The following is a 12,836-nucleotide window of genomic DNA, read 5'->3' as shown; positions in this document are numbered from 1 at the left end:
ACTAGCAGTCGGCAAACCGGTTGTTATGCGATCGCTGCGAGCCTTTACGAAAAGCTCGCAGCGATCGATCATGGAATCAAGCCTCGTCATTCTTCCGCGCAATGGCAAGCTCGATCGAATCGAGCAGCACTTCCTCAGCGAAAGGCTTTCGAAGAAATCCCACCGCACCGTCGCGCATAGCCCGTTCGACCGTCTGCCCGTCGCCATGCGCCGACATGAATACCACGGGTATTGATCGGTGGTCCGCATTCAATCGACGTTGGACTTCCAGTCCCGGCATGCCACGCATCCTGACGTCCAGCAATACGCAAAGTGCATCGTCAATCAGCGGCGACGCGAGAAACTCCTCGCCGGAAGAGAAAGCCAACGTGCTGTAACCCACGGCTTTAAGAAGATTGCCGACGCCGCTCCGTATGGAGGCGTCATCGTCAACGATGCACACAAAACTCATAGCTGCCACCACTCCAATGCCGTTACCAGGAGGCCACGGCTTCAACCACAGTCAGACTGCGTCGTGCGACCACACCCAAACCGCGCTCGGGCACGGTTTCCGATTTCGCGAGAAACGCCGCCTTGCGCGACAACGCCTCGTTCGCCTCCCGGGATGCGTACAGCTTGCGCAGCGCGTATTCCCGGGTACTTTCGAGCAAAAAATATTCCTTCGTGTTGCTGCCGCCAGTGGTGTTCACGAAGCTCTTCGACGCGAGGCCGACGATCGCTTCCGTGACCTCGTTGCACGACAGTTGACCGAAGGCGGCGACAGCGCATGCCGCTTCCAGTGAAAAACGCGCTGGAAAAACACCAAGCCGTTGCAACACGAGTTTCTCGAAGTCACTCAGCAATTCATGACCCCAATCGAGCGATGCCTCCAGGGTCTGCTGACGGCGCGGCGCGGTACGGCGCCCACCGGTCAGAAACTGGAACCGGTCGTCGAGTTCGAATATGAGCCTGCCGATGCCGAACACTGCTGCGCGCGCCGCCGCCAGTTCGATAGCGAGCGGTACACCGTCGAGCCGACGGCAGATTGTAGCGATCATCTCGAGACTGCAACGGTCGCTGATTGCGGCGGCATTGAACGCGCTCAATTGCGCAAGGAAGAGCTTCACCGAACTGCATGCGAGGATGGCATGCAGCCCCGCGCCCACTGCGGGCGTCTCCATTGGATCGACCCAATGCGTAATTTCGCCTCTCGTTCGGAGCGGCTCGCGACTGGTCGCAAGAAGCCGCACATCGGCGCTTGCCTGCACCAGTACGTCACAAACGGTCGCTGCCGACTCAATGACATGCTCGCAGTTATCCAGCAGAACGAGCAGCTTGCGGCCCTGGACGGCCGCAGCCAGATCTTTTAACTCAGGAGCGTCGCCATTGACGGCTGCTATACCCAACGCTTCTGCCACCCTGCTGACGATGCTCTGCGCCCTTGCGACCGATGCCAAAGGCACGAAACACACTTCCATGCCAGCTGCATCCGCGATTGACCGCGCGACTGCGATACCCAGTTGCGTCTTGCCGATGCCGCCCGGGCCCACCAGCGTAACGATAGGCCCCGCAGTAAGCGCCCGCGCGAGTTCCGCGGTCGTGCTGTCGCGGCCAATCAAAGGCCCGTGCATCGCCGGCAAACTGTTCAGACGACCGGCCTCAACGCGAGGCGTCGGCGCAGACGCGGGCACTTCCACAGATTCGTCTGTCTCGACCGCGAGGGTCAGGCGATAACCTCTTCCGGGAATCGTGCGGATAGCCTGCCTGTCTTCGCCGAAAATCTTGCGCAAGGCGGACAGTTGCACATGGATGTTATTTTCCCCAACCACCGACTTCGACCACACGTGCTCGAAGATCTCGTCTTTCGTAACGGTTGCGCCGCGGGCCCGGATCAGCAGTTCGAGAATGCCGAACGCGCGCGCTCCCAGCGGTACCAATTCTGCACCGAGATAGACCTCGCGCATTTCCAGCGACACTGTTATTCGACCGATTTTGATCATGCGGGATTCACGTCTGGTTGATTAGCGGGACGGCGAAGCCATAGCTTTCATAGCTTTCGCAACCTTGCCCACGAGGCCGTGACGAGGCCAGCGCCGGTTAAGTCATGGTAATGGGAGGCGTCAGCCGAAACCACTATCCATAGGGATACGGCAGTCACCGCTTCGGCAGGCTGCCGCATCCTTCCCGCTGCCCGACTGCGCGCCACGGGCTCTTTCACGTGGCTCGTCATGGTTTACGCGCGCTTACTCACACCTTCGTATGAGACCGTCATGCTTGCGGATGCTCGACGCGAGTCGTGGCCGCGCGAAACAGAAAGCCGGCGCCACGCATCGGCCGCCCACGTGCAAATAAACAATTGGCCGTGCAGGAACGAAAGCCCGCATGTGCGACGGTCGACATACTGGCCACCATCATCCGACTTGCTGCTCTGGCCACACGGCCTGTTGCGGCTTCCTTTTGGGGAGAACACGACATGGCCGCCCGCCGAGCAATGCAAATTCGTCCCGGCTATCGCCTTGCAGCCGTTGCGGCGGGCCTTCTGATTTCGGCGTGGTGTGTCACGAGTAGCCACTGCGCACCGGACTTGCGCAAAGCGCTCGAACAGACTGACCGAGACACCCGGCTGCCGCTCGAACGCATCGCGCTCGAAGCCGCCGGATCGGACACACCGCAGCGAGCGTCCGTGATGCAGGCGCACTCCCCGTTTCCAACATCGGGATCGTTGGCCGCTTCGAGCCGCCTGCCAGTCGCGTGCGACGCAGGCAAGCGGGAGACTGGCGTGCGAATCTGAAACGGACGGGCGTTTGCACAATTGCCGCGTCAGGCGGCGTGCCATGCTGCGCCCATGCCCTCTACAAAAATGGCGGGAACTGGTGATGGCAAAGAAGAAGCAGATCCGTATCTACAGCGAACCCGCCGGCGGCTGGGGTGCGCTCAAAGCAACCGGCGAGGCATTGGCATTGCAGGGCGTCGCGATATCGGGCGCGAAGACGTTGCTGCGAATGAATCAGCCCGAAGGCTTCGACTGCCCCGGCTGCGCGTGGCCCGATCCCAAGCACACATCGTCGTTCGAGTTCTGTGAAAACGGCGCGAAAGCAGTGGCGTGGGAAGCCACCGTAAATCGCTGCACACCGGCGTTCTTCGCAGCGCATAGCGTTTCGGAGCTGAGCGCCTGGGACGATTACGACCTCGAAATGGCCGGCCGCCTGACACATCCAATGGTGTACGACCGGGCGTCTGACCGTTATGTGCCGATCGAATGGAGCGACGCATTCGCGCTCGTCGCGAAGCATCTGAACGGTCTCGACCATCCCGATCAGGCGGACTTCTATACGTCGGGGCGTGCGTCCAACGAAGCGGCGTTTCTCTATCAGATCTTCGTGCGCGAATTCGGCACGAACAATTTCCCCGACTGCTCGAACATGTGCCACGAAGCAACGAGCGTCGGGTTGCCTCAATCGATCGGCGTCGGCAAAGGCACTGTGCTGCTCGAGGACTTCGAGCATGCGGATGCGATCTTTATCTTCGGTCAGAATCCCGGCACCAACAGCCCGCGCATGATGAGCGATCTGCATAGCGCCTCGCGGCGCGGCGCGAAAATCGTCTCGTTCAATCCGTTCCGCGAACGGGCGCTGGAGCGCTTCGCGGCGCCCCAGGATCCCGTGGAAATGGCGACGCTCGGCTCCACGCAGATCAGTTCGTTTCTCTATCAGGTCCGCGTGGGCGGCGACGTCGCCGCGCTCAAAGGCATGATGAAAGCGCTCATCGAGGCCGACGATGTAGCGCTCGCCGCGGACCGGCCCCGTGTACTCGACATTGAGTTCATCGAAGGACACACACACGGCTTCGACGACCTCGCCGCCGATCTGCGCGCCACCGGGTGGGATCTCATCGTCCAGCAAAGCGGTCTGTCGCGCGACGATATTCAGAACGCCGCCAACATCTACATGAGCGCGAAGAATGTGATCCTCGTGTATGGCATGGGGCTGACACAGCATCATCGCGGCACGGAGAATGTCCAGCAGGTCGCGAATCTCGCGCTGTTGCGCGGCAATATCGGCCGCCCCGGCGCGGGCGTGTGCCCGGTGCGCGGACATTCGAACGTGCAGGGCAATCGCACCGTCGGGATCACGGAGAAGCCGTCGGCGGCGTTGATCGACGGCGTCGAGCGAGCGTTCGGTTTCCGGCCGCCCGCAGACCACGGCCACGACGTGATCGCCACGATCGATTCGATGATGCGCGGCGACGCGAAAGTCTTCGTCGCACTGGGTGGAAACTTCGCCGCGGCGGTGCCCGATTGGGTGCGCGTGCAGGCCGCGATGCGCAAACTCGACCTGACCGTACACATCGCGACGAAACTCAATCGCAGCCATCTCGTGCATGGCAAGGAAGCGTTGATCCTGCCGTGCCTTGGCCGCACCGAGATCGATATTCAGGCAGACGGACCGCAGTCGATTACCGTCGAAGACTCCATGTCGATGGTGCATGCTTCAGGTGGCCGGAACGAGCCAGCCTCGCCGCATCTGAAAAGCGAACCGGCGATTGTCGCGGGCATTGCACGCGCGACTCTCGGGTCCGGCTCACACGTCGACTGGGAACACCTTGTCGCGAGCTATGACCGCATCCGCGAGAAGATCGAGATCGTCTATCCGATGTTCCAGGCATACAACGAACGCATTCGCGTGCCAGGCGGTTTTCATCTTGCATCGACTGCCCGGGAGCGGGTCTGGGCGACGCCCAACGGCCGGGCCAACTTCCTGGTTTTCAAAGGACTCGACGAAGATCCGGCACACCACGATCCCGACGCGCTATGGCTCACCACGATGCGCAGTCACGATCAGTACAACACCACGCTCTATTCGCACTCGGACCGCTATCGCGGCGTCTTCGGGCAACGCGATGTCGTCTTCATGAACCCGCGTGAATTGCGCAAGCGCAACCTGCATCCGGGCGAACGCGTCGATGTATGGGCCTTGTCGACCGACGGAATCGAGCGCGTGATTCGAAGCTTCAAGGTCGTCGAATACTCGCTGCCCGACGGCTGCTGCGGCGCCTATTATCCGGAGGCGAACCCTCTCGTTCCACTGTACGCATTCGACCCGCAAAGCCGTACGCCGTCCTACAAGTCCGTGCCGGTGAAGATCTCGCGCGCCGCGGCCGTTGGCGGCGACTCTTCCCACCATGCGGCCGTTCTCGATACTGCGAGGGTTCATCATGCATCTGAGTGACGTGCTCGATCTGTCACGTGCGCAGTTCGCGATGACAGCCATCTTTCACATCCTGTGGCCGATTCTCACCATCAGCCTGTCCGCATTCCTGGTCCTGATCGAGGCACTGTGGCTGCGCACCGGCAAATTCTCCTATTACCGCCAGGCGCGCTTCTGGAGCAAGCTTCTGGTGCTCAACTTTGCGGTCGGCGTGGTCAGCGGCATTCCGATGGAGTTTCAGTTCGGCACGAACTGGGCGGGCTTTTCGCGCTATAGCGGACAGTTCTTCGGCAACATTCTCGGCTTCGAGGGCGCGATGGCCTTCATGCTCGAAGCGGGCTTCATCGGCGTGATGGTGCTCGGATGGGGACGCGTGCCGCGCGGCGTGCATCTGTTCGCTACCTCGATGGTCGCGCTCGGTTCGAGTATCTCGGCGTTCTGGATCATGGTTGCCAATTCGTGGATGCAGACACCCGCGGGCGTAACGGTCGAGAACGGCAAGATCATCGTCACCGACTATGCCGCCGCGATCTTCAATCCGGATATGGTTTGGGGCGTCACCCACATGTGGGTCGCGGCGATCGAAACCGGCATGTTCGTGATCGCGGGCATTTCCGCATGGAATCTGTTCAAGCGCCGCCATCCGGAATTCTTCGCGCAATCGTTCAAGATCGCATTGCTCGTGCTCGTATTTGCAGCGCCGATCCAGATCTGGCTAGGCGATTCGAGCGGCGGCAGCGTGTTCAAGACTCAGCCGGCCAAGGGCGCGGCAATCGAAGGACATTGGGTCACCAATGCGCCCGGCACCGGCGCGTCGTGGTCGCTGCTCGCGTGGCCGAACAAGGCGGCACAGCGCAATGACTGGTCGATTGAAATTCCGGGCATGTTGAGCATTCTCGGCACCCATTCGCTGCACGGCCAGGTGAAGGGGCTCAAGGACTTCGCGCCCGACGACCAGCCGCCGATGCTTCCGCTGCTTTACTACGCGTTCCGAGTGATGGCGGGCATCGGCTTCCTCTTCATGGTGCTCGCATTCTGGACCGCGTACGTTCTGCGCAAGACGCGCGGCAATCTCGAACAGTTGCTCGCGCGACGCAAACTGTTGCTTGCATGGGTGCTATGTATCCCGCTGCCTTACGTGGCCGTCGAGGCCGGCTGGATCGTGCGCGAAGTGGGACGCCAGCCTTGGGTCGTCTACGGTCTGCTGCGCACGAAAGACGCCGTTTCCACCGTGTCGGCTTCGTCGGTAACGTTGAGCATGGTTATGTTCTTCGCCTTCTACGTGGTTCTGCTGCTGACTTTTTTCGTACTGGCGCGCAACTGGCTGCGAACCGGCCCCGATCTCAGCGTGAATCCGCAGTCCGCTGCGCCAGCAGAGCGCGACACGGCAGTCACCGAGTACTAAACCACTTCATTGCGAGGCCCTCCAATGGACAGCTCGACTCACACGATGCTCGCGATCACATGGTTCGGCGTGATCGGTCTCATGCTCGTGTTCTATGTCATCGCCGACGGCTTCGACCTCGGCATCGGAATACTCAGCCTGCTGCGCAAGCGGCGCGAAGATCACGATGTGATGGTGCAGACAATCGGCTCGGTATGGGACGCCAACGAGACCTGGCTCGTCGTGCTGGGCGGCGCACTGTTTGGCGCTTTTCCCGAGGCCTATGCGCTTCTTCTGCAGGATCTCTATTTGCCCATCATGCTGCTGATCGCGGGTCTCATCATGCGCGGCGCGGCAATCGAATTCAGGCACAGCGTGAGCCACGGTCCGCTCTGGGACAAGGTATTCGGAGTCGGCAGCCTCGTCGCCGCTATCGCGCAGGGCATCGTGCTCGGCAAAGTCATTACGGGTCTCACGCCCGGCGGTTTGAGCGACGTGTTCGTCGTGGTGTCGGCAGTCGGCGTGGTGGCCGGCTATTCGTTGCTCGGCTCGACCTATCTGGTCAACAAGACGGTCGGCACGATCGAACAATGGTCGCGCCGGCTTGCATTGCTCAGCGCGTTCGTCACTGTGGCAGCCGCCGTGATTCTGACCGTTGCCACCTGGTTTGTCAGCGACGTGGGGCACGTCCGCTGGAGTCAACCAGGCGTGTTCCACGTACTCGTCATGCTGGGGCTCGCTGCCGCCGTTGCCTTCGCGTTCATCGTGGCCGCGCTGTATCTGGGCAGTTCGCGCGGACCGTTCCGCGGCGCTGTCGTGCTGTTCGTACTGTCATTCACCGGTCTCGCAATCAGCCTCTTTCCCGACTTCGTGCCAGGCAAGCTCGGCATCGTGGAAAGCGCCTCGAACACGTCGACGCTGGTATTCATGCTGATCGGGATTGGCTTTCTGTTCCCGGTGATGATTGGCTATAACCTCTACCAGTACTATATTTTCCGGGGCAAGGTCGTGACCGGATCACATGCGGGCGACTAGCGCAACTTGCTTCGCCTGATACCTCGCCGATGCGAGGAAACTGAGCCGGCTTCGTGCCGGCTTTGTTGCATGCGATCACGCCTCAAGGGCAGTGTTCAGGACGGTACACAGAATCATCGCGCCAGCGTTGAGCGGCGCGGGCCGGCACGGACGCGGCTTGTAAATTGCATCGCCGCGCTTGATCGCCCGTCCGCTCATCGCACACACGCCGGCAACGCGTGCATGGCTCATGTGCCAGACCTGGTCGCCATATGAGCAGTGCGTCGAGTCGCGCCACGCCAGCGTCGCGGTGGACGGCGAAGGCCGGTCGATCACGCGGACCTGGACTTCGCGGTGGTGTCCCTTGACCGACGCGCGGCGATCCCACTGTGCGTTGTGCGTAAGAGCCGCCACGAACTCGTGGTCGTCCAAATCCGTGTCGCCCGACAGCGCGGACAGCAAGCCGAGTGTGCGCAGCCACGGGTCCGTGTAGTTCGCTTTGTCCAGCATGATGACACTCCTCTATCAGGTGAATCAGCCGATCAGCGGGCACCGTTCTTCGTTCGATATCGCAGCGCCCGAACCTGCCAGCACGTCATTCAAAATTCTCATGTCGCTATGCGCGTACGCTCTGCTGCCGTCGCTGCACGCAACCTCATTGCCATCAGCGTCAACTGCCTCAAGAGCTTGTTGGTTGTAAGGCATCGCGAAGAAATGCATGGGCGTGCCTGACTGCCGCAAGAAGGCTTCACTGACTTCCAGAAACGCATGGATCTGCTTAGCGATCGACATTCTTTTTCATCCTCCAGCAATACGGGGTCTCTCCAACCAGCCGTTTGAATACGGTCGTAAAGTGAGCTTGCGAGCGGAAACCACAGCTGAGCGCCACGTCGAGAACGTTGTGGCGCGAGTTGAGAAGAAGCTGCTGTGCGTGTTCGATCCGCCGACGCAACAGATATTCGTGAGGTCGCATGCCGGTCGCACGGCGGAATTGCGAGGCGAAATGCATGCGGGTGAGGCCCGTGCTGTTGGCAATGTCCGCGAGTCCGATGGGCTCCGACAAATGGGCGTCGACGTATTCGATCGCGCGACTCAGCCGCCACGGCGGCAGTGCGCTTGCTTCCCGCGATTTGCGTTCCACCACAGTGAAGTGACGCGCAATGACACGGGAAACGATCGCGAGACTGACGCTGTCGGTAAAAAGCTTGCCGAGCGTTGCGTCGTCCGACTGCGATACGGCTAGCGCCTGTGCGAGACGTTCAAGAGCGGGATCGCGCACCAGCTTCGGATCGTCGATGCGTAATTCGCCTTTGTGCGGACGGCCGAACGTGTCCTCGAAACACTCGCCCAGAACCTGCTGGGAGACGAATAGGTGCAGCACGTCTGCGGCAGAGTCGAACACCGCGCCGCATGGCACGTCGGGAGCGGTAATCTGAATGGCCCCAGCAGTGACGCGTCCGCGAACCAAGATTTGCCCCGCGTGAGAGAAAGTCAGCGACGTGCATTTCAGATTCATCGCAATACAATGATGCGCGGTATTGCCGTGATTGACTACCTCGATCCGCTCGCTGTCGTTACGTATCCACCGCGATACGACAATAGCGTTTTTCTGCGGCGTGTTCTCGTCGCATTCATCGCCGGGACAGCGCCATTGACGCTCGCTGCCGATCGAACTCACCCTTCTTTTATGGATGACATCCACGGCGGACAAAGACATCGAACTGGTCATGATCGGTCATCCAGAATAAGTGATGTGATAGTGCGAATTGGAATGAATGCTGCAGTGACGACAAGGTAACGCACCGCAAATACGCCCACTAGCCCTACATAAGGTTGAGTCAAATGACCAATGGTTCGGTCGACTCATCTGCAGGTTTAATTGCGCAACGGGCGTGCGGGCGCGGCCCTGGGCCGTGCGTCGCGTGCACCGGGGTTCTGGCGTGTCAGGAAAGAAAGCATTGCCGCGCTTTTTTCTAAAGCGAAGCGGATATATGACCTATACGCGCGTATAACGCGGATCGTCTTCGGGGCGAAACAGCGCTCCGTGACGAATAAAGTCGAAAGCGCTGCCTGTTCAGTTACGCGAGCCGCGCGCCGCCGGACTAGCGGTACTTTGCGGCGCTTTTACGCCGAGTGCTTCGGCCTTCAAGACGAACTCCGCAAGCGAACGTGCACCCATTTTGCGCATGGCTTGCCCGCGATGGATCTTCACAGTGATCTCGCTCAGGTTCATCTCGCCCGCTATTTGCTTGTTCATCAGCCCGGCCGCGACGAACGCCATCACTTCGCGTTCTCGCGCGGTCAGCGATTCATAAGAACGGCGCAGATCGTCGACGACCCGGTTGGCTTCGCGCCGCTCCTGATCGCGCGCGAGCGCGTGCGTGACCGCATCGAGCATGTCCTGGTCGCGAAACGGCTTCGCCAGAAAATCCATTGCGCCAGCCTTCATGGCTTTCACGGTCATTGCAATGTCGCCGTGCGCCGTCATGAAAACGATCGGCAAGCCCAGTTTGCTCGCCGCGATCTGCTCCTGGACCGCGAGTCCGCTTTGGCCTTTGAGGCGAACATCGAGAATCAGGCAACTGGGCACGTCGGGCATCTCGAAGGCAAGGAATTCCTGCGCGCTGGCGAAGGTTTGCACGGCTAGCCCCACCGAACGCAGCAACATGCTGACAGCGCCGCGCATCGACTCGTCGTCGTCCACGACGTAGACCATCGTTGCGGCGGCACCGTCGGGCTGATCCCGGCTCGTATTGCTACTGCTCATGACATCTCCCATCGTCGATCGGCAGGATGAACTGCAGCAGCGCGCCGCCTGTCGCCGGCGACTCCGCCCAGATACGGCCGCCGTGAGCCTCGACTATCGAGCGGCAAATCGACAGTCCCATGCCCATGCCTTCGGACTTCGTCGTAAAGAACGTGCTGAACATGCGGTCCGCATTGTCCTCGCTGATGCCCGTACCCGAATCCTGCACGCTCACGAGCGCATGGCCGGGGTCGAACATACCTGTGGCGATACGGAGCTTTCGCGGGCCGCTCACGTCGGCCATTGCCTGCACGCTGTTCATTAGCAGGTTGATCAAGACCTGCTGCAATTCCACGCGGTCGCAACACGCTTCCGGTGACGGCTCGTCCAGGTCCCATTGCACTTCGACTGCATGCCACTCGAACTCGCGCCGCATCAATTCCGCGGATTCCGTGACGATGGCGTTCAGCGCGACCGGTGCAGGAACACTGTCGCGCTTTTTGGCCATTGCCCGGATTCGCTGGATGATCTCACCGGCACGTTTTGCGTCCCGGACAATCTGCGTGACGGATCGCGTGGCTTCGTCCAGTTCGGGCGTCGGTCTGTTCAGCCACCGCAACGCTGCGCCGCCGCATGCCACGACGGCCGCAATCGGCTGCGTGACTTCGTGTGCAATCGACGCCGCGAGTTCGCCGAGCATGGTGATCCGGGTCACGTGGGCAAGTTCGGCGCTCGAGCGCGCGAGTGCTTCCTGAGCGAGCGTGGTTTCGGTGATATCCATCAGCGCACCGACATATTCCGTGCCGCCGGATTGCGGCCTGGTCAAATGAGCAACGTAGTGCACATATTTGACGGAGCCGTCGGGCATTGCAAGGCGGTACTTGACATCGACTAGTGCCGCGCCGACTTTCGCCTGTTCAAAAGCGCCACGAACCGTCGCGACGTCGGCGGGATGGGTCCGTGCGAGGATCGCGTCGAAGGACGGGACGACCTCCCGGCTGTATTCGAAGATCCGGTAGGACTCGTCCGACCACCACATCGACGCGTCGGGAAAATGCGTGGCAATACTGCCTGTGCGGCTCAAACGCTGGGTGTCGGCGAGGAATGCCTCACTGCGTTCCAGTGCCTGCTCGGCCTGCTTGCGGTCCTCGATGTCGGTATTGACGCCATACCAGCGCAAGATCGCACCGGCTTCGTCGCGCAGCGGCTCCGCACCGAGGTGCATCCACCGATAGGCGCCGGTGCCGGTGCGGATCCGGGACACGTTCTCGAACGACGCTCCGGTTGCGATTGCCGAGCGCCAGGCGCTCTGCATCTGCGGCAAATCGGCCGGATGCACGATCGCCGACCAGACATCCGCGCCGCTCCCGCCCTCTTCCAGCGTCACGCCCATGTCGGTCCAGCGGCGGTTGATGAACGTGAGCGTGCCGTCGCCGGATGAACTCCAGACCATGCCGGGAATCGCGTCGATGGTGGCGCGCAGCTCTTCCTGCTGACGCTGGACCCGTGCCTCCATCTCCTTGCGGCGGGTTATGTCGTTGTTCGTGGCGAGCACTGCACGAGGTGTGCCGGTCGCGTCGCGCCAGAGCGCCGCGCGGGTCGAAACGGCGACCACTCGGCCGTCGCGTCGAACGCGCTGAAGCTCGCCATGCCAGCGATTGGTGCGCAGCAGTTCGTCCTTGATGTCTTCGGGCGAAACCGGAAAAGAAGTCTGTGTCAGTTGATGAATCGACTGGCCGAGCGCCTGTTGCGCAGTCCAGCCATACAAGGCTTCCGCGCCGTGGTTCCAGAACGTGATGCGGTCGTTCATGTCGTGAACGACGATCGCGTCATGAGCGAGGTTGAGCAGCTGGATCTGCTCCTGCAGCGTCGTTGCGGCGGCCTGGTTCCTCAGACTGAGGACCGACGTGGTGCCGATCGCGACCAGGCTCACGAGGCAGCGCGCGGCCGCACCGTTCAGATAGCCGCCTTCATGCGACATCACGAATCCGAGCAGCGTGAGCGCCACGCAGCCCCAGGTGGTCGCGACAGTGACCGCGCGATTGTTGGTCGACGCGACGAGCAGCACCACCACCACGTAAAGGACGGCGATGGCGATATCGAGCGGGGTGAGCGCGTCGATCAGGAACACGACCAGCGCTATGAGCGCGGCGAGCGCCATGGGGATGCTGGTGTCGCGGTTCGCGGCGAGTAGAACGCTTGGGTAAGTTTTCATGGCGGCGGATCAACGCGCTACCAGGTGAAAACCAGGCGTGACGAGGCTGACAACCATGGACATAGGACTTTTTGGAACGGGCGTTCGTGAACGAATACCGGCAGCCTGTCCGTCACCGGTCAGCCGGCGCGGCTGTCCGGGCACATGATACTCAGATCTACCGGAACCAATACCTTTCAAATCTGATGGCATCATGCGCGAGCCCGCGTCAAAGGTGCTACTTATTTTTCCTTAAACGTTGCACGACGAGTTGCCGTCGTAGAACCGCAAACCGTCGTGGAAGCCATATTC

General features: G+C 61.1%; 11 protein-coding genes. 4 read left to right on the top strand and 7 right to left on the bottom strand.

Going from position 1 to position 12,836, the window contains the following annotated elements; all coding sequences use genetic code 11:
• Nucleotides 1-76: 76 nt before the first annotated feature.
• A complete protein-coding gene (locus SB753_RS17225) occupies nt 77-451 on the bottom strand; it encodes a response regulator transcription factor (RefSeq protein ID WP_020068450.1) in 375 nt (124 codons plus the stop codon).
• Between the two features lie 22 nt (nt 452-473).
• Entirely contained in the window at nt 474-1,979 is a 1,506-nt protein-coding gene (locus SB753_RS17220) for an ATP-binding protein (protein ID WP_410800941.1), read from the bottom strand.
• Nucleotides 1,980-2,452: 473 nt separating this feature from the next.
• Here SB753_RS17220 and SB753_RS17215 point away from each other — a divergent pair, with 473 nt between their 5' ends.
• The 4 genes from SB753_RS17215 to SB753_RS17200 all read left to right on the top strand — a co-directional run bounded on the left by SB753_RS17215 (nt 2,453) and on the right by SB753_RS17200 (nt 7,605).
• Nucleotides 2,453-2,770: a hypothetical protein gene (locus SB753_RS17215; RefSeq protein ID WP_354460713.1), complete on the top strand. Its 318-nt coding sequence runs from the start codon at nt 2,453-2,455 to the stop codon at nt 2,768-2,770.
• Between the two features lie 85 nt (nt 2,771-2,855).
• A complete protein-coding gene (locus tag SB753_RS17210) occupies nt 2,856-5,207 on the top strand; it encodes an FdhF/YdeP family oxidoreductase (RefSeq protein ID WP_410800939.1) in 2,352 nt (783 codons plus the stop codon).
• Nucleotides 5,194-6,591 (top strand): cytochrome ubiquinol oxidase subunit I, encoded by a 1,398-nt coding sequence (locus tag SB753_RS17205; RefSeq protein ID WP_408199256.1) that lies wholly within the window; start codon nt 5,194-5,196, stop codon nt 6,589-6,591. The genes SB753_RS17210 and SB753_RS17205 overlap by 14 nt, the downstream gene beginning before the upstream one ends.
• Nucleotides 6,592-6,615: 24 nt before the next feature.
• Nucleotides 6,616-7,605: a cytochrome d ubiquinol oxidase subunit II gene (locus SB753_RS17200; protein WP_410800937.1), complete on the top strand. Its 990-nt coding sequence runs from the start codon at nt 6,616-6,618 to the stop codon at nt 7,603-7,605.
• 75 nt (nt 7,606-7,680) lie between these two features.
• Here SB753_RS17200 and SB753_RS17195 read toward each other — a convergent pair whose 3' ends face one another.
• The 5 genes from SB753_RS17195 to SB753_RS17175 all read right to left on the bottom strand — a co-directional run bounded on the left by SB753_RS17195 (nt 7,681) and on the right by SB753_RS17175 (nt 12,545).
• Nucleotides 7,681-8,094 carry a DUF3331 domain-containing protein gene (locus SB753_RS17195; protein ID WP_310069502.1) on the bottom strand — a complete coding sequence of 138 codons (414 nt, stop codon included), beginning with the start codon at nt 8,092-8,094 and terminating at the stop codon, nt 7,681-7,683.
• A gap of 24 nt (nt 8,095-8,118) precedes the next feature.
• Nucleotides 8,119-8,376: a hypothetical protein gene (locus SB753_RS17190; protein ID WP_310069500.1), complete on the bottom strand. Its 258-nt coding sequence runs from the start codon at nt 8,374-8,376 to the stop codon at nt 8,119-8,121.
• On the bottom strand, nt 8,363-9,313 hold the full coding sequence (locus SB753_RS17185; RefSeq protein ID WP_410800935.1) for a helix-turn-helix domain-containing protein: 951 nt from the start codon (nt 9,311-9,313) through the stop codon (nt 8,363-8,365). The genes SB753_RS17190 and SB753_RS17185 overlap by 14 nt, the downstream gene beginning before the upstream one ends.
• Before the next feature lie 345 nt (nt 9,314-9,658).
• Entirely contained in the window at nt 9,659-10,351 is a 693-nt protein-coding gene (locus SB753_RS17180) for a response regulator transcription factor (protein WP_020068442.1), read from the bottom strand.
• Nucleotides 10,341-12,545 carry a PAS domain S-box protein gene (locus SB753_RS17175; protein ID WP_392394458.1) on the bottom strand — a complete coding sequence of 735 codons (2,205 nt, stop codon included), beginning with the start codon at nt 12,543-12,545 and terminating at the stop codon, nt 10,341-10,343. The genes SB753_RS17180 and SB753_RS17175 overlap by 11 nt, the downstream gene beginning before the upstream one ends.
• Nucleotides 12,546-12,836: the final 291 nt, after the last annotated feature.

This window comes from Paraburkholderia sp. SIMBA_053 (assembly GCF_046534895.1).
GTDB classification, from domain to species: domain Bacteria; phylum Pseudomonadota; class Gammaproteobacteria; order Burkholderiales; family Burkholderiaceae; genus Paraburkholderia; species Paraburkholderia caledonica.
Note: the sequence above shows the minus strand (reverse complement) of the source record. Positions and strands in the feature narration are given on the sequence as shown.

Bases quoted from the DNA above. Each gene is read 5' to 3' on its own strand.
- SB753_RS17210 (WP_410800939.1), top strand. From the start codon at position 2,856: ATGGCAAAGAAGAAGCAGATCCGTATCTACAGCGAACCCGCCGGCGGC.
- SB753_RS17215 (WP_354460713.1), top strand. From the start codon at position 2,453: ATGGCCGCCCGCCGAGCAATGCAAATTCGTCCCGGCTATCGCCTTGCA.
- SB753_RS17200 (WP_410800937.1), top strand. From the start codon at position 6,616: ATGGACAGCTCGACTCACACGATGCTCGCGATCACATGGTTCGGCGTG.
- SB753_RS17195 (WP_310069502.1), bottom strand. From the start codon at position 8,094: ATGCTGGACAAAGCGAACTACACGGACCCGTGGCTGCGCACACTCGGC.
- SB753_RS17225 (WP_020068450.1), bottom strand. From the start codon at position 451: ATGAGTTTTGTGTGCATCGTTGACGATGACGCCTCCATACGGAGCGGC.
- SB753_RS17220 (WP_410800941.1), bottom strand. From the start codon at position 1,979: ATGATCAAAATCGGTCGAATAACAGTGTCGCTGGAAATGCGCGAGGTC.
- SB753_RS17205 (WP_408199256.1), top strand. From the start codon at position 5,194: ATGCATCTGAGTGACGTGCTCGATCTGTCACGTGCGCAGTTCGCGATG.
- SB753_RS17175 (WP_392394458.1), bottom strand. From the start codon at position 12,545: ATGAAAACTTACCCAAGCGTTCTACTCGCCGCGAACCGCGACACCAGC.
- SB753_RS17190 (WP_310069500.1), bottom strand. From the start codon at position 8,376: ATGTCGATCGCTAAGCAGATCCATGCGTTTCTGGAAGTCAGTGAAGCC.
- SB753_RS17180 (WP_020068442.1), bottom strand. From the start codon at position 10,351: ATGAGCAGTAGCAATACGAGCCGGGATCAGCCCGACGGTGCCGCCGCA.
- SB753_RS17185 (WP_410800935.1), bottom strand. From the start codon at position 9,313: ATGACCAGTTCGATGTCTTTGTCCGCCGTGGATGTCATCCATAAAAGA.